This window comes from Paenibacillus solani, from assembly GCF_001277345.1.
Classification (GTDB): domain Bacteria; phylum Bacillota; class Bacilli; order Paenibacillales; family Paenibacillaceae; genus Paenibacillus_AQ; species Paenibacillus_AQ solani.
On record NZ_LIUT01000008.1, the window covers coordinates 267525 to 289233 of the forward strand.

General features: G+C 47.3%; 14 protein-coding genes. 13 read left to right on the forward strand and 1 reads right to left on the reverse strand.

Annotated features, from left to right (window positions below):
- The first annotated feature begins 36 nt into the window (after nucleotides 1–36).
- The 4 genes from AM231_RS25310 to AM231_RS29740 all read left to right on the forward strand — a co-directional run bounded on the left by AM231_RS25310 (nucleotide 37) and on the right by AM231_RS29740 (nucleotide 9290).
- The gene (locus AM231_RS25310; RefSeq protein ID WP_054405146.1) at nucleotides 37–645 is read left to right on the forward strand and encodes a hypothetical protein; all 609 of its coding nucleotides are present in this window, start codon (nucleotides 37–39) and stop codon (nucleotides 643–645) included.
- A 200-nt stretch (nucleotides 646–845) separates the two neighbouring features.
- On the forward strand, nucleotides 846–1703 hold the full coding sequence (locus AM231_RS25315; protein WP_082341800.1) for an MBL fold metallo-hydrolase: 858 nt from the start codon (nucleotides 846–848) through the stop codon (nucleotides 1701–1703).
- Between the two features lie 338 nt (nucleotides 1704–2041).
- Nucleotides 2042–3337: an Nramp family divalent metal transporter gene (locus AM231_RS25320; protein ID WP_106406127.1), complete on the forward strand. Its 1296-nt coding sequence runs from the start codon at nucleotides 2042–2044 to the stop codon at nucleotides 3335–3337.
- Nucleotides 3338–3614: 277 nt separating this feature from the next.
- The gene (locus AM231_RS29740) at nucleotides 3615–9290 is read left to right on the forward strand and encodes an NHL domain-containing protein (protein WP_054405148.1); all 5676 of its coding nucleotides are present in this window, start codon (nucleotides 3615–3617) and stop codon (nucleotides 9288–9290) included.
- A 242-nt stretch (nucleotides 9291–9532) separates the two neighbouring features.
- Here the strand turns inward: AM231_RS29740 and AM231_RS25330 are convergent, their stop codons facing one another.
- Nucleotides 9533–10084: a TetR/AcrR family transcriptional regulator gene (locus AM231_RS25330; RefSeq protein WP_054405149.1), complete on the reverse strand. Its 552-nt coding sequence runs from the start codon at nucleotides 10082–10084 to the stop codon at nucleotides 9533–9535.
- A 154-nt stretch (nucleotides 10085–10238) separates the two neighbouring features.
- On the opposite strand from AM231_RS25330, the gene AM231_RS25335 reads away from it, so the two are divergent.
- The 9 genes from AM231_RS25335 (at nucleotide 10239) to AM231_RS25375 (ending at nucleotide 21697) form a co-directional block, all read left to right on the forward strand.
- Complete coding sequence (locus AM231_RS25335) at nucleotides 10239–10997, forward strand: SDR family oxidoreductase (protein WP_054405150.1); 759 nt, start codon at nucleotides 10239–10241, stop codon at nucleotides 10995–10997.
- 213 nt (nucleotides 10998–11210) lie between these two features.
- The gene (locus AM231_RS25340; RefSeq protein ID WP_054405151.1) at nucleotides 11211–11954 is read left to right on the forward strand and encodes a GntR family transcriptional regulator; all 744 of its coding nucleotides are present in this window, start codon (nucleotides 11211–11213) and stop codon (nucleotides 11952–11954) included.
- A gap of 265 nt (nucleotides 11955–12219) precedes the next feature.
- On the forward strand, nucleotides 12220–12927 hold the full coding sequence (gene deoD, locus AM231_RS25345; protein WP_053490859.1) for a purine-nucleoside phosphorylase: 708 nt from the start codon (nucleotides 12220–12222) through the stop codon (nucleotides 12925–12927).
- A gap of 55 nt (nucleotides 12928–12982) precedes the next feature.
- On the forward strand, nucleotides 12983–14290 hold the full coding sequence (locus AM231_RS25350) for an MFS transporter (protein ID WP_106406131.1): 1308 nt from the start codon (nucleotides 12983–12985) through the stop codon (nucleotides 14288–14290).
- 242 nt (nucleotides 14291–14532) lie between these two features.
- Nucleotides 14533–16395 carry a sensor histidine kinase gene (locus tag AM231_RS25355; protein ID WP_054405152.1) on the forward strand — a complete coding sequence of 621 codons (1863 nt, stop codon included), beginning with the start codon at nucleotides 14533–14535 and terminating at the stop codon, nucleotides 16393–16395.
- Nucleotides 16392–17942 carry a response regulator transcription factor gene (locus tag AM231_RS25360; RefSeq protein WP_054405153.1) on the forward strand — a complete coding sequence of 517 codons (1551 nt, stop codon included), beginning with the start codon at nucleotides 16392–16394 and terminating at the stop codon, nucleotides 17940–17942. Before AM231_RS25355 ends, AM231_RS25360 begins: the two co-directional genes overlap by 4 nt.
- A gap of 218 nt (nucleotides 17943–18160) precedes the next feature.
- Complete coding sequence (locus AM231_RS25365) at nucleotides 18161–19090, forward strand: ABC transporter permease (protein WP_053490863.1); 930 nt, start codon at nucleotides 18161–18163, stop codon at nucleotides 19088–19090.
- A 20-nt stretch (nucleotides 19091–19110) separates the two neighbouring features.
- The gene (locus AM231_RS25370) at nucleotides 19111–20058 is read left to right on the forward strand and encodes a carbohydrate ABC transporter permease (protein ID WP_054405154.1); all 948 of its coding nucleotides are present in this window, start codon (nucleotides 19111–19113) and stop codon (nucleotides 20056–20058) included.
- A gap of 118 nt (nucleotides 20059–20176) precedes the next feature.
- The gene (locus tag AM231_RS25375; protein WP_054405155.1) at nucleotides 20177–21697 is read left to right on the forward strand and encodes an ABC transporter substrate-binding protein; all 1521 of its coding nucleotides are present in this window, start codon (nucleotides 20177–20179) and stop codon (nucleotides 21695–21697) included.
- Nucleotides 21698–21709: the final 12 nt, after the last annotated feature.

Genomic DNA, 21709 nt, shown 5'->3' on the forward strand with positions numbered 1-21709 from the left:
ATTCATCCTTAGTAGGGAATTTGAGGAGGTCAACCTGTGGGCAGAAGTTTCGCGAATTTGCATATCAAGTCTAGCAATCTTGAGAAGACGGTTGAAGCTTTAAGAGCGCTTAGCGAGGGTGTCCCTGAAGTATTAGGGAAGTCTTCCAAACAAGAGTCAGAGGACACGAAATCGATAGATTCCCCAAATAACTCTCAAGAGAACAACAAGGCCATGTACATAAGCAGAAGCAATGAACACTGGATCAGCGTGCTTCACGATTATTTTGTGTGGGGATCGGTGAAAAAGGTCGGCAAAGTGTTATCCACACTTATCGAAGAGCCTGTGATGACGGCCGGATTTATCAATGAAGAAATTTTCGAGTTGACCATTTTCGAGGGGGGAGATCTCCTAGCTGAAAGAATCTTCTGTCATCCGCTAACGAGAGACGAATACGGACTCCAAGAAGCGCGTCTTCAGGATGATTACCTGCAAGAGACGTTAAATATTCGGAATGAAGATTTTGAGGGTCTCCTTAGGACAACGTATTCGGCGGAAGCTGTTGATCAGCTGTCGGAACTTACCAACTTGCCTATATGGAGCGATTGGGAGTGGGTACCCTACGAAGAGGATCTTAGAGAACGGTTCAGTAAGTATGAATTTTAGTCGCACGCTTAAGCGGCGATATGTAATTAGGTATGTTGAATGATTGATTATTGAAGGACTATCTCCTCCCATAGACTGGGGCAGAGATGGTTCTTTTTTCTTTAATCAGCCAATATGGATAACTTCGAGCAAGAGGATATAATAACAGAAGGCTTGTAGTAACAAGGATTTTAAAATTAACTAAAGAGAAGGTAACATACATGCTGAAGAAACTTTCGAATCGAGTATACTATATGCCGCATGTTTCCGAGACGGATCGCCCCGCACTCGGATTAATATGTGGAGACAATATGAGCGTGATCGTGGATTCAGGCAATTCACCTGCTCATGCCAAGGACTTTCTCCACCTCGTGGGACAAATGGATATCGCGTCCGTGAAGTTTGTTGTTATTACACATTGGCATTGGGATCATATTTTTGGGATGCAGACGATGGACTTATTATCGATTAGCCATGACCAAACCAAAGAAAAGATCGAGTATCTGAAAACTCTAAATTGGGATGATGCCTCACTGGATTCGCGGGTAGCAACGGGCGAGGAGATCGAATTTTGTAGTGAGATGATCAAGCGCGAAATGCCCGTACGGGATCATCTGGTGCTCAAGGCGCCGGACATCACGTTTAATGATAAGATTGAGCTGGATTTGGGCGGCGTGACCTGTATCGTTGAGCATGTTGGGGGAGTTCACGCACCTGATTCGTCCATTGTTTATGTCCCTGAAGACAAGATCATGTTTCTGGGTGATTGTATATATCAGGACTTCTATAGCGGGGAATGGAGTTATCATCTGGACGAGCTCACCATATTGCTAGCCAAAATTAAAAAGTATGATGCAGATTACTATGTGACAGGGCATCAGAATCCAAAAACGCGTGCAGAAATGTGGGTCTTCCTGGATGAACTCACGCATATCGGTGAAATCGTGGATCAAGAGGTTTCTCTGGATCAGGCTGTTGCCCGATTTCATGAGGTACAGAAGATCATGCCGAATGAAGAGCAGCTGGAGTATATTCAGAATTTCGTAGCCGGGAACCAGAAGCGAAGCGGAGGAAGCTGATCGGCCAAACGTAAGACAAACAGAGAACAAACTGGACCTGCTTCACTTCTTTAATAGGAGTCCCTGTGAGCATCGTCGTTCTGGCCGGAGGGGTGCGCTCTAAATGTCGTTTGTCCAGAGTATGAACAGTGACCCGTAAGTTGGACCTTTTAGCAAGGGTTCCTTCTCCCGGGTCTCTTCCTGTTAACCAAAATGTATTCAGATCCTTGAAGTAAGAGGTCTTATATCAAGCGAATCAATATGGTTAATTTGGGTAATCTATTCTTAATGTCTACCTCTAGTCATTTATTCACCGAAATAAAGATGGATGATAGGTGGAGGAAACTTAAACAATAGGGATGATTATATTGAAGGATCGTACGCAAACGAAGAGCCCACAAGTAAATAAAACGTCCCATAAGGCGCAAGCAGCGTTAGAAGGAGAAGTGTCGGGGGTAAAAAGGTTCCTGCCGTTCTTAGGTCCGGCATTCATTGCGGCCGTTGCTTATATTGATCCTGGTAACTTTGCTACGAATATCACTGCTGGCTCGAAATATGGATATCTCTTGTTATGGGTCATATTTGCCTCTAATTTAATGGCAGTGCTTATTCAATCCTTGTCAGCAAAACTTGGTATTGCGACAAGAAAGAATTTGCCTGAGATAGCTAGAGAAAGGGTTCCTAAAGGGGTATCTATTTTTTTATGGATTCAAAGCGAACTCGTCATTATTGCAACCGATTTGGCGGAGTTTATAGGTGCGGCGTTAGGGCTTTATTTGATATTTGGCATTCCCATGGTTGAAGCTGCTGTGATTACGGCGGTCGCTTCATTTGCCTTATTGGAGTTTCAGCGACGAGGATACCGCTCATTTGAGGCAGTTATTGGAGTAATGGTTCTTGCAGTGGTCATGGCGTTTGCGGTTCAAATCTTCTTGGTCAAGCCTGATCTGGCTGCGATTAGCAGGAGTACGTTTATTCCGAGGTTTCAAGGTACAGATAGTATCCTGCTTGCAGCGGGTATATTGGGAGCAACCGTTATGCCGCATGTTATCTATTTGCATTCTTCGCTTACACAGAATCGCGTCATAGGAAAGAATGATAAAGAAAAGAGGCAAATCTTTAAGTTTGAATTTATCGACATACTCATTGCCATGATTATTGCAGGGGCTATTAACATGAGTATGCTGGTGGTGTCAGCGGCACTGTTTCATAAACACGGTTTATTCATAGAAGATCTGGATATCGCATTCAATAAGTTGAATGAATATATTGGTCCAGTTGCGTCCATTTCATTTGGACTTGGCCTGCTGATTGCTGGATTATCAAGCGCCTCAGTTGGTACATTATCAGGCGATATTGTCATGCAAGGATTTATTAAAAAAAGGATCAATTTATATGTTCGAAGAGCCATTACGATGATCCCGCCGCTGCTTATCATCATTTTAGGGGTAAATCCAACGAATGCATTAGTGATGAGCCAGATCATTCTCTCATTCGGGATTGTATTTGCACTTGTACCGCTCATTATGTTCACAAGTAATAAAAAAATAATGGGTGTATTGGTGAACCATCGGGTGACGACTATTTTAGCTTGGATCGTTGCTTTTTTAGTCATCATTTTAAATATATTTCTTCTATGGGAGTCACTCTTTTAATCATTCTCAATGATGAAGTCTGGATATACGCATGTAATAAAATAGGTATTCAAAAGAAACCAAGGAGCTAAGCGAGTATCGATCGCTTAGCTCCTTGGTTTTTGGCGAGATGAAGAAAAAATCCTAGGGTGATTTTGTTAATTCACATCTTGACGAAGTTGGGGTTAGTTATAATATACTACTCATGAGTAACATAAGGTGATAGAAGGAGATCGATAGATACAGGGCAGATAGGAATAAAGGAGTATATACGCACAAGTCGGGGGCCCACAGAAATATGTCTTGGGAGGGGAAAACAATTCGTAAACAGGTAAAAAGGTTATTAGCTAGTATGCTTGCTTTTCTATTGATTACATCACTGCTGCCAGAATGGCTTGGAGGAAAAGCCTACGCTGCAAGCAGCTTCATCATCAGCACGGTAGCGGGTACGGGTACAGACGGCTATTCGGGGGACGGAGGAGCAGCGACGTCTGCCCAATTAAATTACTCGTCTGGAGTGGCGGTAGACAGCATCGGAAATCTGTATATCGCGGATACTGCCAACCACCGGGTCCGAAAAGTCGATGCGTCTGGAAAGATTAGCACGATAGCGGGTACAGGTACTGACGGCTATTCAGGGGATGGGGGACTGGCGACATCGGCCTCTTTGAATAAACCAAGTGGAGTAGCGATAGACAGCATCGGAAATCTGTATATCGCGGATAGCTATAACCACCGTATACGGAAAATTGATGTATCAGGGGAAATCAGCACGGTAGCGGGTACGGGTACAGAAGGCTATTCGGGGGACGGAGGAGCGGCGACGTCTGCCCAATTAAATTACTCGTCTGGAGTGGCGGTAGACAGCATCGGAAATCTGTACATCGCAGATACAGTCAACCACCGGATTCGGAAAGTCGACACGTCGGGAATAATAAGCACGGTAGCGGGTACGGGAGTTCTCGGCTCTTCAGGAGACGGAGGAAATGCCACATCGGCCAAATTAGTCTTCCCGATTGGAGTAGCAGTAGACGGCATCGGAAATCTGTATATCACATCCGATTTTAGAATACGGAAAGTCGATGTATCGGGGAAGATCAGCACGGTAGCGGGTGTGGGTATACCGGGTTTTTCGGGAGACGGCGGACCGGCAGCATCGGCATTATTTAACGAACCTACTGGAATAGTTGTGGACAGTAGCGGAAATCTGTATATATCGGATATGTACAACTTCCGAGTCCGGAAAGTCGATACATCCGGGAATATTAGCACGGTAGCGGGTACGGGGCGACAAGACTATTTGGGAGACGGTGGACCGGCAACAGCGGCAGATCTGAATAGTCCCAATGGATTAGCGATAGATAACAGTGGAAACCTGTACATAGCGGAAGCTTTTAATAGTCGTATTCGAAAATTAAGCTTGACCGCACAAACCGTCAGCGCATTCGCCTCCTCCTCCATTCCCGGAGTCGGCACGGATGATACCATCACGATGACCGTGAAAAATGCGCAAGGGAATACGGATACATCGTTTAATGGTGTGCATGAAGTAACGGTATCGGGGTATTTGCAAGCACCCGACGGCTCCTATGGCAGTCTGAACGGGACGCCCTTAAGCGCCTCGTCGGGCACGGTCAGTGTCACATTCACTAGAGGGATAGCCACAGTAAATGTGACACTGAACAAAGCGGGGACGCATAAGATCCATATACGAGTAGCGGACGTTGCATCACCAGCGGCCAATGAGTTGATCCTCATGCCAGTATCAGGAAGCGCGACCTCAATGGTGCTGACTACGGACATTAAGGCTCCGGCAAGCAGCGGAGGTGTGTTCGCCCAGCAACCGGTCATTACGCTTCTGGATGCTTACGGCAATCGGAGTGTGGAAGACAATAGCACTGCTGTGATCGCATCTAAGAAGGATACAGGGTTGTGGACCCTTACGGGAATAGCGACGGCGACGGCCCGTGGAGGTATTGTCACCTTTAGCGGCCTTGGCGCAGCCAATACAGCCCAAGTGACAGGAGCTAAGCTTTCGTTCGAAGCAGCGGGTTTGACGCCGATTGAGAGTACAGCCGTATCGCTTCCTTGGACTGCACCTGAAGTGAAGGCCCATCGCATGGGGGATATGCCAATCGGAACGAATGTCCGTGATAGCGTGGACTGGAATTACTTTACGGGTCAGAGTCCTGGATGGAATCCTTCAAACAAAGAAGTGTACAAGACAGCTCCGATCTCCTGGGTTCTGGTGGATAAAGATAAACACGCGGCGAATACAAGCCTGTTCGTCTCAAAGGGTATTGTGGCTGAATTTGATGTGGAGCATGAATTTCCGCATCTGCAGGTATGGGATGGATCAGAGCTTCAAGCTTGGTTGCGAAATACATTTTATCCGGAAGCTTCACCTTTGTTCCGAAGCGCAATTGCAGTTACCGCGAATACAGGGACTTTTACGGACTATTTGGATAACGATACCTTCTTTGTCCCATCTGCGCCAGAATTAGTACCCATTAATGATCCGCTCATTACGATGGGGCAGACTGTCATTCCTTACTTCAATAATGCGGATAACAGGAAGGCTAACGGCAACAAGTCGGAATATTACTGGACACGAACCAATGCCTATAATCCATCTATCTTTTATCTGGTGAAAAACGCTACAGGCGAAGTCAGCCCTTTTTACACGGATCGCCCTCTTGGTGTGAGACCCGCTGTCAATCTGAGTTCGGATACGATCGTGAAGGGACCCTATGTAGATTCAAGTGACGGCAGTTATTACTACAGACTCTCGAATGAGAAAAACCGGGGAACGGCTGAGATCGAACCGTCTGACATCAGCGCGGGAGAGGCAGCAAATGTGCGTTTCCAGGTGCGGAATGCGGATGACAGTATCGATACTAACTTTAACGAGCTGGCGGAAATAACGATCAGCGGCTATGTTTCCGCGCCGAATGGAACAGCAGGATCGTTTGCCGGGCAGGAGCTGACCCGAACGCAGACCATGATCCGGGTGCCGTTTACTAACGGTGTCGCAACCGTACCTCTCGTTCTGAATGCAGCATCGCGGCAGACTCTGCGGTTTCATATTAAGGGACTGGTGGAACCAAACATAGCGGCCATTGAGGTGCAGCCTACACCACATGTCGATCGGTCGGTGAAGATAGGTCGGCAACCCGCAGGACCAACAGGGAACGGGGGAGGGCTGCTTCAAGTTCAGCCTGTTCTGAAGGTTACAGACAAATTCGGCAATCCCATTTCTGGAATAACGGTTCGTGCAGTGAAAAAAGACAGCTCCGGCGATTGGACTTTAATTGGAAATACATCAGTCGTAACCGATGCATCAGGAATCGCTTCATTTACCGGTCTTGGCGCCCTCAATGCTAGTACCAACCAGGATATCCAAGCAGCGGTTATCCAATTTGCAATCGAGGGCCAAACCTTAGTTGAAAGCGGGCCATTCCAAATCACAAGAGATTCCGGCAAAATGATCACAAGGCTGTGGCCGGTTCCACATGACCTCGATTATCCAAATGTCGATGACAATGGAAAATTTAAACGAATGGATGCGTCTGCCTATATTACAAATGAACCTCTCGCAGATGTATTGTTCTCAACAAAAGGAGCTCATCAGGTTGAGGTATCCATCGATGGAAATGTAATTGCGCGTGCGCAGAAGGGGCCATCCGGTTTTTTAGAAGTTATTCAAAATTCCGGAGCGCTGTCGATTGACTCGGCAGATCCTTTTATGGATACCTATATGATCCGCTTAACGTCACAATCGGTTCCCATGGAAGGCAAACGGATCGAAATCTCAGCAACGTCGAGCACTGGCAGCGATTCAGAAACCATCCTATTACTGCAAGCGCCAACCGTGATCACATTAAATGCCCCTGACAAATTGGAAGCAGGTAAAACGATAACAATTGGCGGAAGCATCGATACTAAGGCTAATTTAGAGATCATGTTCACCACTAGTGATGGAACGGCCATTGTTCACACAAATAGCCAGGGACAATTCTCTGTCCCATTCACTGCGCCTGCTTCTGCTGGGAACATAACCATAACAGTTGAAGCACCAGGGGTCGAGCAGCCGCTTATCAAGAGCTGGGACATCATGATCGAGGATACGCCAGCACCACCGAAAAACAGCATAATCGATCCCTTCCCGGGAAGCTTCGATAAGAACCCGGCTAATCAGGTCGATGTGACAACAACGGTAACGCTGAACGGCAATTCGCTGGTTAGCATTAAGAACGGTATGGAGGAATTAACGGCGGACAAGGATTATACATTTGCCGGTGATATGGTGACGATCAAGAAGGAATACTTGGTGTCGGAGGCAGTCGGTACGCTCGCATTAACATTCACATTCAGCGCGGGTGCTGAGCAGACGCTGTTCATTCCAATCGTAGATACCACCTCCTGGCCACCTGAGGCCCCTGTACTGGAACCTCCAATCGCTGGAGATGGGCAAGTCGCACTTTCCTGGAACTCCGTCAGTGGTGCGGAGGGCTATAAAATATTCGCAAGCGAAACATCCGGCCAGTACGGGACGGAAGTCGCTACGGTAGGTAACTCTATCTACGATTACGAAGTCACGGGACTTACTAATGGGGTTACGTATTACTTTGTCGTCAAGGCGGCTAGCCAGAGCGGAGATAGCGAAGCATCCAATGAAGTGAGTGCAGCACCACAAGAGCCAGCGGCTGAAGCCCCGGTATGGCCGGAAGGCAGCAGATTGACGATCTCGGATATCACAGAGTCGAGCTTGAAGTTAATCTGGCCTGCTGCACAGGACGATGTGGCTGTAATGGGATATCGTCTCTACGTAAATGGTGAGATGAAAGTGGACCAAGCTAGCAGTAAGTATGAATACTCGGTTACCGACGACGTCTATTCGTATACAATAGCGGGTCTTGCTCCAGGGATGAGCTATCCAATTACCGTTAAAGCCTATGATGCGGCGAATAATGAAAGTAACCCTGGATTAAGCAAGACGGCCAGGACGCTTCCGCCTTCGCCTCCGCCTATATCCTCCGGCAGCAGCAATTCAGGAGGAGAATCGTCAGGCGGCAGCCAGTATGTATCCAGCAGCAACGCCAATCTGAAATCGCTGGAAATCTGGCTGGATGGCAAACGTATTTCCCTTACACCGTCATTTAGGGAAGATATGTTTTCTTATAAAATCCAAACGGAATCGAAGCAATTAGAGATAAAGGCAGCTGCAGCGCATGCGGCGGCCAACGTGACATGGCAGGGCAAAGCGGTCAGCAGCGGCATTGTAATCGAATTGGCGGAGGGAGAGAATGTGATTCCACTGATCGTTACGGCCGAAGACGGCACCCGGCTTACGTACACGATCACGATTGTAAGAACCACACCGGAGCAGGAGAAGCCTGAGCCGCCCGTCACGGTGTTTACCGACATAACGGGACATTGGGCAGAGGACTACATCAACCGTGCCGCGGCTGAAGGATTCATCAGCGGCTACCCGGACGGGACGTTGAAGCCCAACCATCCGGTTACACGTGCCGAGTTTACGGTGATGTTAGCGGGTGCGCTGGACCTGAAAGGGAAAGACGCAACCATAGCATTCACCGACAAGGATCAAATCGGCACATGGGCGAAGGGGGCTATCGTCCAAGCGGTACAGGCTGGGATTGTCGGCGGGTATGAGGATGGCAGCTTCCGTCCGAATGCGCAGATTACCCGTGTGGAAATGGCGGTCATGATCGCCCGGGCGCTCAAACTGTCATCCGAGACCGATACGCTGACTGGTTTTGCCGATGATAAAGCAATTCCTCAGTGGGCAAAAGGCTCTGTAGAAGCAATGCGAAATCTTGGCTTTATAGAGGGCCGTGGCGGAAATCGTTTCGTGCCGAATGACCGCACAACAAGGGCAGAAGCGATGGTTGTGCTGCTAAAAGTGCTTGAACCTAAAGAAGAGGCGGACACAAGAGGAGATTTACTCTAATCATAACTGCCACGAAATAATAGAGGAGCCAGGGACGTACGTAACGAGTCCTGACTTCTCAACTCTCTGAAGCCATCCTGTACAGGATGGCTTCTTCTCTTTAGCAACCAGTAAGCTGGGAAGAATGAAACCGTTCCCAGAAAGGGTTGCATATACGACGAATAGAACGAATTGATTCTTATCTGCCCACCTATCATCTCCTAGAACTGGGAACGGTCTCATATTTCAGGAGGGGGCTTTTTTCATTTCATTCGGATATAACTCATTAAGAACTCATTCATCGTTTGAGGAGGCAAATCATAGTCATTCTCGTCCCATTGCATAAGGATGCCAATAATAGCGTTTGTCTGATAGCTCAAGAGGTAGTCCAGCTGCAGATCGGTGAGGTTGAGGGAGTGCCCCTGTACAAATTCCTTCATAATGGAGCGGAGCGTATGAAACAGCTGCTTGTAATAGATAAGCGGTACTTTCTCGTCAAACACGATGCGATAAAAGGAGTTGTACTTTTGTACATGATCGAATATCTGAATCATCTCGGGCTGCAGCTGCTCAATATTATGATTCGTAAGATCATAAGGGAGTTCAAACGAACGCTTTAGATCCTCCACGATTTCGGAGAAATAACGTTCGAACACGCCATGTACATTTTTGTAATGTAAATAGAAGGTCCCTCGATTGATTTTGGCCAGCCGGGACAGCTCAGCAATCGAAATCTCATTTAGCGATTTCTCTTTTAAGAGAATGAGCAAAGCTTGCTGCAAACGCTCATGTGTTTTGATAATTCGTAGATCCATCAGAAATTTTCCTTCCCTTATTAAACATAAATTTCGGAATGTGTTTAATAATCAACGTTTTATGATGTTTCTGTTGTTTGTACTGTGATTTTCATTCTACTATAATTTTATTGAACATATGTACAATAAAATTGAACATTGAGGAGACACGGCTATGAAATTAGAAAACAAAGTAGCGATTGTTACAGGTGCCGCATCAGGTATGGGTAAAGCTATTGCCGAAGGCTATGCAGCTGAAGGAGCAAAGGTCGTCGTATCCGACTTGAACTTGGAAGGTGCGAAGCAAGTCGTAGAAGGTATTGTTTCTAATGGTGGTACAGCGTTTGCCATCGAGACGAATGTGACCAATGATGAGGATTTGCAGCGTCTATTCGATGAAACGATTGCGCAATACGGCAAGCTGGATATTTTGGTCAACAATGCGGGAATCATGGATGGCATGGAGCCTATTAATGAAATCGAAGACGCGCGTTGGGACAAGATTTTTGCTGTGAATACAACCTCGGTGATGAAATCGATGCGCCTGGCTAGCAACCTGTTCCTCGAACAGGGCCATGGCGTCATCGTAAATAATATCTCGGCAGGCGGATTATACGGTGGACGTGCGGGAGGAGCCTATACAGCTTCCAAACATGCCGTTGTTGGCTTGACGAAGAATACAGCGTTTATGTATGCGGATAAGGGCATCCGCTGCAACGGTATTGCTCCGGGAGCCGTCATGACGAATATTCAATCTTCCATGACGAGCGTCAGCCAGTATGGCATTGGCAGACAGCAATTAGGCATGGCATTGAATCCGCGTATCGGTCAACCCGAGGAAATCGCCAAGCTGGCCATCTTCCTGGGCTCCGATGATGCGAGCTTCGTGAACGGACAAATCGTAACAGCTGATGGAGGCTGGACTACGTACTAAGCTGCAAAGTGCGATTTATTAGTATATATAATGCAAAGAGAAGGGCACCCGGATGGGTGCCCTTATTGTTTATCTTTACCTATAGGTGGTAGGATGAGAGGAACAAAATTAATCGTGGTATAATACCTTTGTTATACTTCTGTGGCATAGTAGAGAATAAACAAGCGCAACGACATATAAATACCCAAAGGGAACAATTAGGTGTGTGAGAAGATGGAGATAAGGTTTGATGGTCTGCAACGTGGTAAAAAACCTCTGTATATTGATGTATACGATAAACTTTATGTGCTCATCCAGGACGGCACGTTTCCAAAAGGGAGTAAATTGCCTACAGAAACGGAACTGGCCAAAATGTTTGGCGTCAGCCGAATGACGCTTAGGCAGGCCCTGGCCCTGCTGCAGGATGATGGATTAGTTAAGAGTATTCATGGAAAAGGGAATTTCATCACAACGGCCCAAGGCAATCGCGAAACGACCGTTGGTTTAGAGAAGATGGGACATCCGTTATATAAATGCCATACCGAAACCATAGATGAGGTAGAAATGTCTTTTCGCTTGGATTTGGAAAGCGACTATACACAGCAAGTGTTGGGGAGAAAAGCGGCCGCAGTTGTTGCATTTGAACGTTGGTATAAGAGTGAAGGCAGCATCGTAGCCTTTGCCTTCACGTTTATGGCTATCGAAACCGTGTCGGAGCTGAATGTTGATTTGCAGGATAAGAAGCAAGTATTGGACATGCTTGAAGAGAAAGTCTATGAGCTTGCCAATACAGCAACGATTGAAATCAAGCATTCGACAGTAGCTAATCCGTTGTCTCAGAATCATAAGTTGTCCGGTGGTCCGGAATGTGATCTGATACTGGAAAGTGTATTTCTCAATAATAAATATCCGCTGATTTATAACAAATTCTATATCCCGAAGGAATTTAGCCAGATCCGAATTAATGCCGCTAAGTAGGGAAAACTAAGAGATAACGGTAAAAATAAGTAGAGCAATGTAACAGCAATGCATCCGGATGATGTATTGCTTTTTTTGTGCCTCCAATTTGGTGTAATTATCCAGTTGATCAAGACGAATAATTATAGTATGTTTTTCATGTACTAATTAGACAACTGATTAGACCACTATACAATACTTGTTGGGGACTCCTTCGCCGTTATTTTTTTTCACCATTAAGAAAGCGGTAACAACCAACAGCAATATAACAAAGGGGAGAACGAATATGCATAAGGAAACACCACACATTAAACCTAACGGAGCCGAAATCGCGGAGACGATCCTGCTGCCTGGAGATCCACTGCGTGCCAAGTTTATTGCGGAAACGTATTTGGAGGATGTCGTCCAGTTCAATGAGGTTCGCGGCATGCTGGGGTATACGGGCACATTCAAGGGAAGACGAATTTCTGTTATGGGAACCGGAATGGGGACTCCTAGCATGAGCCTGTACTCATGGGAGCTGATCAATATCTTTGGCGTAAAAAACCTGATTCGCATCGGTTCTGCGGGAGCGATACAGGATCATCTGAACTTGTACGATATTGTCTTCGCCATGGGTTCTTCAACCGACTCTAATTATGGATCTCAATACAATCTTCCGGGGCAGTACTCGATCACGGCATCGTTTGAATTGTTGGAGAAAGCCAAGAAGATAGCGGATGAGAAGGGACAGCGCGTTCATGTTGGTAATGTCCTTTCCAGTGATATTTTCTATCATGCAGATCCAACGGCGCTGCAAAGATGGAGTGAAATGGGCATATTATGTGCTGAAATGGAATCGGCTGGCCTGTATATGAATGCAGCACGCGCAGGTGTGAATGCACTTTGTATCTTAACCATTAGTGACCATATCTTTAGACATGAGCAAACGACGCAAGAGGAAAGACAAACAGCCTTTACGAACATGATGGAAATCGCATTGGAACTTGCTTAATCAATAAATTTGAACCACGAAAGGAAAATAACAAGTGGCGACCATTACATCAGAAATGCAGCAGAATAATGCGAAGAAAGCCATACCGGTCATTTTATTCTTTTTTGTATTTGCTTTAATTGTTGATAACTCGTTTAAACTCATTTCTGTTGCCATTGCAGACGATCTTGGTGTTTCAGCAGCGACGGTAAGCTGGCTGGCGACATTGGCCGGCCTGATCATCGGTATTGGGGCTGTTGTGTATGCTTCGCTGGCAGACTCGATCAGCATTAGAACGCTGTTGAGCGTTGGTATTATTTTAATATGCATAGGCTCCGTCATTGGCTATGTATTTCAGGACTCGTTCCAACTCATATTAGTATCAAGAATTATACAAACGGCCGGGCTGGCCTCGGCGGAAACCTTGTATGTCATCTATGTCACGAAGCATCTGCCGAAAAGCGAGCATAAAAAGTTCTTAGGCTTGAGTACAAGCAGCTACTCTTTATCGCTGGTCATTGGCTCCATAACGGGCGGGTATATCTCCACCTATTTGCACTGGACCACATTGTTTCTGGTTCCGTTGATTACCCTGTTCATTCTTCCTTTTATCTTAAAGTATCTTCCGAAGGAAAAATCGAAGAAAAGCCATGTCGATATCATAGGCTTAGTACTGATTGCTGCCATCGCTACCTCGGTCATGCTGTTCATCAGTAATTTCAATTGGCTGTATATCGTGATCGTTGCGGTAGCCTTAGCTGCCTTTATTGCCTATATCAGTAAGAGCACCAAGTCTCTTATCAGTATTTCCTTTTTCAAAAACAAGCGTTTCGTGTCCCTGATTACCGTTGCATTTGTCATTTATACGGTACAGTTAGGATATATTTTCATATTCCCGTTCATGCTTGAAAGGATTTATGGTTTGAAATTGGATACCATCTCCCTCTTGTTAATCCCGGGTTATGTTACTGCGGTGTTGGTAGGCGCCTTGTCAGGGAAAATAGCCAAGGCTTTAAGCAATAAGCAGACGATTTCGTTAGCCATGCTCCTGATTGCGTTAAGTGTATTGATTCCGGGAATGTTTGTAGAAAGCTCGTATATCCTGTTTGTGATCTCCATGATCCTGTTCTCCGGTTCATTCGCGTTGATGTATGCTCCGATGCTTGATGCATGCATCAGCACCATTCCGAAGGAAAAAGTAGGAACAGCGATCGGGTTCTACAATCTGGTCTTAAATGTAGCCGCATCGATCGGGATTGCCTATACCGCAGCCATGATTGATACCTTCTCGTTCAGCGTTGTATTGATAGTACTGGCGATTGTTGCAGCCGTTTCGTTATTGTTGTTCTGGCTGCTGGTAGGCCGTGAGAAAATCAACGAATAGGCTTAGAAAGCCGCGTAAAGTCGGGGGGATTTACCCTACAAAAACTTAACCAAGCCGTCCATTCATGGACGGCTTTTCGCTGTTGCTCAAAGAGTCCTCCCTATGCGGAAGTGGAAGGCTCAACGCCGCCAGCGCGTTCGATCTAAGCGAACGAAGGTTACTCCTCCTAATTGTGTACCACCTGTAAACAGGGCAAATTTCATTTGCCGGGTTTAGGGAAAGGGTGTACACTGAGTGCCGAAGTGACCTTTATAGAACAGGGTGTGTTGCATATTTTCAGACTGCGCCAATTCTATTTAAACCATCTAAAGCGAAAAATGTTCAACAAAATCGTCGTACTTTATTCAGCTGTCATGATCGTGCTGTTCGCGATTGCCGCGACTCTGGTGTATCAATATCAGACGCAGCGCATACTCCGTGAGCAGACGGACGCGAATCTCAAATCCGCGCATGTCCTGAATATATACCTAAGTCTGCAGTACGAGGGCATACAAAATATATTTCAGCAGATTTACGGAGATGCCTCGCTGAGCGATGATCTGATCTATTTTTTGAATCACGAATATGAGAGTTACCTGAAGTACCGTCTCGATTTGTACGCCAAGACGGGGGAGCAGCGCTTACGCTCCTTCAACCCTCTGCTGAAAAATTATCTGGAGCAGGAGTCAAGCGCCAAAAGCGTGTCCATCTACAGCTATCCTAACAATTTTTACATGCATATCAGCCGGACCAATCAGCAGCTCAATAATGACTCCGGCTCCAAGAACAAGTGGGAGACCTGGTTCGCCCGCAGGGAGCAGGACAGCTGGGATACCATGCCTCAGAACGAGGCTTCACCCTCATCTGATGGCTCCAGCCCTAGATCGTATTCCTATTCGAGAGAGATTAAGGACCCGTGGACCCTGGAGAGGGTAGGCATGATGAATGTGGAGTTTGATGCCCGGCAAATTTCATCCTGGCTGGAGAGCCGTGCTTCGGTTAAGGGCCGAATTCTCGTATTGAACGCACAGCAAACCGTTATTTATGATTCGGAGGATGTGCTGTACGGGCAGACCTATCCCTATCAGTTAGAGCATGAGAAAGCCGGGGATTGGGTACAGTTGGATGAACCCTCCAAAGTGAATATATTGAACGTCGGCAACGCAGGCTTGTCCGTTGTAGGGATTGTCTCCCAATCCATGATCAAAGAGAGCACGAAGAGTTTGCGGACCGGCATGATCCTGGTGACGCTGGTGTTTATGGTGACCAGCTTTGCGATTACGTTTACGATCGTGCGCAAGTTCTCCAAGAAAGTACAGCGGATCATCCGCTCAATGAACCGCATCGGCGAAGGTGATCTGTCGACGCGTATCCAGATGTCCGGGGAAGACGAGCTCCAGCAGATTTCCCGCCGTTTCAATGATATGGGCGACCGTTTGGAGCAGTATATCGATAAAATGTACACCTCGGAAATCAAGCAGAAGAATGCGGAGCTCGTTGCACTGCAATCGCAGATTAATCCTCATTTTCTATACAATACGCTGGAATCCATTCGCATGAAGGCCTATTTTGTCGGGGCGAAGGAAGTGGGGCAGATGATATACAGCTTGTCGGTGATGTTCAAGAGCATGGTCAAGAAAAGCACGATCGTGACCATCGAAGAGGAGATCGACATGTGCTCCGTTTATCTCGATTTGTTCCGCATCCGCTATGAGGGCCGGCTGGAGACGGAGATTGAGATGGATCCCGAAATCCAGAACTACAGCATTATCAAGCTGCTGATCCAGCCGATCGTAGAAAACTATATCGTTCACGGATTCCGTCCGCTGGAGGACAATAATAAAATTTCAGTGCGAGCGCTAGGGGCCGGGGACCGAATCGTGATCATCGTCTCGGACAATGGAACGGGCATACCGGAGGAGAAGCTAACTCAAATCCGGCAGACGCTGGACAAGATTCTTCAGCCTCCTGATAAGGGTTATCGTTCCATCGGGCTGATAAATGTGCATGAACGGATCGTGATGAATTACGGAAATGATTATGGCGTATCCATAAACAGCACAGAGGGAGCGGGGACCGAGGTCCGCATGGAAATACCGATGCTTCGCAAGGGGGAGACGACATGAGAAAGGTGTTTTTTGTTGATGATGAGCCTTTGATCGCCCAAGGCCTGGCCAACATCGTGGAGTGGCAGGATTACGATCTGCATATATCAGGCTCGGCCAACGACGGATTGCAGGCGCTGGAGAGATTGCGGGAGGAGCCCGTGGATCTGCTGATCACGGATATTATGATGCCCAGAATGAACGGGCTCGAGCTGATCAAGAAGGTGAAGGAAATACACCCGAACACCAAATTCATCGTGCTGAGCGGGTATGAGGAATTCGAATATGTGAAGGTAGGCATCACGCTTGGGATTCAGAATTACATACTGAAGCCGATCAATATCGAAGAGCTGGAAGCGACCATCAAGCATATCAAGGGCGATTGGGAGCGCGAAGAATTAAGGCGGTATCGCTCTGAGGAGGATTGGAAGATTCTCCGCAGCAATATATTACAGCGATGGGTAAGCGGCGACATCAGAAGCTCGGAATTGAAGCAACGGGCTGAGCTTCTCGGAATCCCGCTGAACTATGCGTCGTATCAGGTGTATGTCATGCGGATCATCTCCGATGAATGCGCAATATCCCAGCTCTACCGCTTGACCAGTCTGGCCGATGAATTGTGCAGGGTGTTCTCGGAAGAGCTGGGGGAAGCCCAGGAGGTGATCTGCTTTCCCGATGCGGATGATGACATCGTGGTCATGTCGGTCTCCATGGATGATCAGAAGGATGCTGCGCGGGAGGCGATGCAGCGTTCCATGACTAAGCTGCGGCAGTTGACCGGTCTTCGGATGTGGTGCTCTGAGGGAGAAGCTGAAGGCTATGAATTCAAAGATATTCAGGAGAACTACAGGAAGGCCAAGAGCCATTTCCATGCCTCCCTGATTGCCGGGGATGACATGACCCTGTACAGCCGGCCGGGGGAAGTGGAGCCGGTTCAGGCTTCTTCGCCGTTCTTCCGTCCGGATACCTTCGCTAAGCTGCTAATCGAGGGAGACGAATCCGCTTTGCAGGCTTTTATAGCATCTGCTCTTGGCTGCGGCGGCGAGGTATCAACCGTTCCCCGGGGAGCCTGCATGAATGCGGCCGTCCAGCTGATGATCGCTGCCAAGGATATGGAGAAGGCCCCTGATTACAGCGAGGTATTTACGCCCATGCACCGGATCAATACCCTCCAAGGACTCCGGAATCATGTCTGGTACATCGTGGAGCGCAGCCTCCAGCGCCTCCAAGAAGCGGAGCAGGGATACAGCATGCATGTCTCGTTTCTTGTGGACCAGGTGCGGCACCATTATCCGGAAGAGCTATCGCTGAAGACGCTGAGCCAGCGCCTGCAGATGCATCCGAATTATTTGGGACAGCTCTTTCAGCAGGAGGTGGGGGCAAGCTTCTCGGACTATTTGAACCAGTACCGCATCGAGAAAGCGACACAGCTCCTGCTGCATACGGATCAGAAGACGGCGGATATTGCTTTTAATGTAGGCTATACGGACAGTTCGTATTTCTACAGGCAGTTCAAGAAATATACAAGTGTATCTCCGACCGAAATGAGGTCCATGTATCGGATCTAAATCAATGCTAAATCAAAGGGAACAGGCTCTGACGTTATATGTCATGGCCTGTTTTTTGCTGTGTGCACACGATCTTTAATTTTTCCATCCCATTCTAGTATTTTTCAACTTGAGGGTGACAGCGCTTTCTAGGCACAATAAAGGTAGGTTAAAGATGAGTGAGAGAACGATCCCATGGACGCATCGCTCGGATTTAACAGGAAAGAGGAGGAATGTTCATGTCGGGGTTCATCAAAAAGGTGATACGCAACAGGTTTATGCTGCTGATGATACTGCCGGGAACCATTTGGTTTCTTATTTTTGCTTACTTGCCCATGTTCGGTACCGTTCTCGCTTTTAAGGATTTTCGCATCAGCCCGGACGGATTTTTTGCCAGCGTGTTCAATAGCGAATGGGTAGGATTTAAAAACTTCGAGTATCTGTTTACGACCAATGATGCTTATATCATTACGAGAAATACAATCCTATACAACCTGGCCTTTATTATTCTGGGCCTAGTCATTGCGGTCGGCTTTGCGATTATGCTCAGCGAGCTAGTCAATAAGCGGACGGCCAAAGTATATCAGACCGGCATGTTTTTGCCGCATTTTTTGTCGTGGGTTATTATCAGTTATTTTGCGTTCACCTTCCTCAGTGTGGACAAAGGGACGCTGAATCAGATCATTACCTATTTCGGAGGAGATCCGATCAGCTGGTATTCCGAAGCGAAGTATTGGCCCTTCATTCTCGTGTTTGTCGGCATCTGGAAAGGCGTGGGCTACAACAGCGTTATTTACCTGGCCGCGATTACCGGGATCGACAAGTCTTATTATGAAGCAGCTGTTATTGACGGAGCCAGCAAGTGGAAGCAGGTGCGGTACATTACGATTCCGCTCTTGAAGCCGCTTATGATCATCTTGACCATCCTGGCCATCGGGGGCATCTTCCGCTCCGACTTTGGATTGTTCTATCAGCTTCCGAAGGATTCCGGCGCCTTGTATCCGGTCACGAATGTTATCGATACCTTTGTTTATCGTGGACTTATCAATATGGGAGATATCGGAATGAGTACGGCGGCGGGCTTGTACCAATCGCTTGTAGGCTTAATTCTGATTCTGGTTGCCAACTATATCGTTCGTAAAATTGAAAAAGATCATGCGATCTTCTAATCCGAGGGAGGTGCACCATCATGTCGCAGCTATCAACGCAGCCTGCCGGTCAGCCGGCAAAGCGTTCAAGAAAGAGAGACTATAACGCCATCTCCCCTGTGTGGAATACGATTTTTAATATCGTGATCGGCCTCTTCTCGTTCTCTTGTATTTTTCCGTTCTTATTTGTTATTATTATTTCCCTGACCGACGAGCAGACACTGGTCTTGGAGGGCTTCAGACTGCTGCCGAGTCAGTTCAGCACACAGGCCTATGAATATATATTCGAAACTGGAAGCAGATTGTTCTCCTCATTCGGTTTAACACTCCTGGTTACGGTGCTGGGAACGCTGGTGAGTCTGGCGCTGGTTACGACCTATGCCTATGCATTGTCTCGCCGAAATTTCGAATTTAGAGGGTTCTTCAGCTTTCTGGCCTTCTTCACCATGCTGTTCTCGGGCGGTATGGTACCGGGGTATATCGTGATGACCCAGTTCCTGCATCTGCAGAACACGATCTGGTCGCTCATCTTCCCGTTATCCCTGAGTGCGTTCTCCATCATCGTTATGAGGACTTTTTTCCAAACGACGATTCCGGACGAAATTATCGAGTCTGCGAAAATGGATGGAGCCGGCGAATTCCTGACCTTTGCTCGCATCGTGCTGCCGGTCTCGCTGCCGGGGATTGCCACCATCGGCTTGTTCAGCTCTTTGGGTTACTGGAATGACTGGTTCAACGCCTTGCTGTATTATAACAATCCGCAGTCGACGCCTCCGCTGCAGTACATGCTGATGCAGATCGAGAAGAATATGGACTTCCTGACGCAGAATGCGCAGAATATCGGTTCATTCGATGCAGCAGCCGGTCTGCCGACAGAGACGGTAAGAATGGCAATGGTCGTACTCGCTACGCTGCCGATCGTCATGGCATATCCGTTTTTCCAGCGGTATTTCGTTCAGGGTCTAACTGTAGGCTCGGTCAAAGGATAATTTCATATGGTTGAACCCGCATTAACACACGGCCGGAGAAATCCGGCTTTCATACACCAAGTGTGTAAGCGGTGTCAATATAGCATTAACCATTAAGTGACACAGGGGGAAAAAACACATGTTTAAGAAAAAGGTCTCTATACTGTCCCTTGCTCTCGTGCTTCTGCTGACGGTCGTATTGTCGGCTTGCGGCAGTAAGGAAGGCGCTAAGTCTGGCGAACCTTCGAAAGAAGGGGCAGCCATTCAAAGCGACGGTACGGTCGATGTATCCAAGCTGGATCCGGTCAAACTAAAAATGTACATGATCGGGCCTAACCAGAAGGATCTTCCCGTGGTTCAAGAGGAAATCAATAAATATTTGACGGAAAAAATCAATGCAACGATCGAGATCAGTATGATCGACTGGGGCGATTACAGCCAGCGGATGCAGGTTATTACAAGCTCCGGTGAGAATTACGACATCGCCTTCACTAGCTCATGGGCGTTCGATTATCTCCCAAATGCAGCCAAGGGCGCGTTTAAGCCGCTGAATGACCTGCTTGATCAATATGGAAAAGGCATTAAGGAAACGCTGGATCCTCGTTTCTTGGAAGGAACGAAGGTCAACGGCGTGAACTATGGCATCCCGGCCAACAAGGAATTGGCACAACAGTTTGTATGGCGCTTCAATAAGAAGTATCTGGATAAGTACAACCTGGACATTTCCAATGTAACGACGCTTGAGGATCTCGAGCCGCTTCTGAAAACGATTAAAGAGAGCGAGCCTGCAGATATTACACCGCTTGCTGTACCGAAAGGCTTTAAGCCGTACTTGCCGGTTGATTTCCCGCTTGGTGATGAAATTCCGATCGGTATGTACCTTGACACCAAAGACTTTAAATTTGTGAACCTGTTGGATTCACCTGAACTGAAATCGGCTCTGACCACGATGCGCAAATACTATAAAGCGGGTTATGTGCGCGAGGACGTAGCGACACTGGATGGCATTGATAACATCAAAACCGGCAAATGGCTCGTGGACCGCGAGATTACCCAGCCATACGCAGAGCTCGGCTGGTCCAGAAACGCGAAATATGACATTGTGACGAGACCGATGCATGATCCTGTCATTTACACCAGCTCCGCAGCAGGCTCAATGATGGCGATTTCTTCTTACTCCAAAAATCCGGAGCGGGCGATGATGTTCTTGAACCTGCTTAACACAGATGTGAAACTCCGGAATATGATTCAATACGGTTTGGAAGGAACGCACTACAAGAAGCTTGAAGAGCCGTACATCGAGGATATGCCTGCTATGCAAGAGAGCTATGCTATGCCTGGATTTGCGCTCGGCAATATGTTCCTGACGTACCTTCATGAAGGTGAGCCTAAGGACAAGTGGGAAGCATTCGAGAAATTTAACAGCTCCGCTGTAGTAGCTCCTACGTTCGGCTTTAACTTTGATACGGCTCCTGTAAAAACGGAAGTTGCGGCTATCACGAACGTAGCGAAGGAATTTATTCCTGCACTGTATACCGGCTCCATCGATCCTGAAGAATACTTGCCAAAAGCAAAACAAAAGTTCCAGGATGCCGGAATTGACAAAGTTATCGCTGAAGCTCAAAAGCAGTTTGATGAGTGGAAAGCTCAAAACAAGTAAGGCATAAGAAGT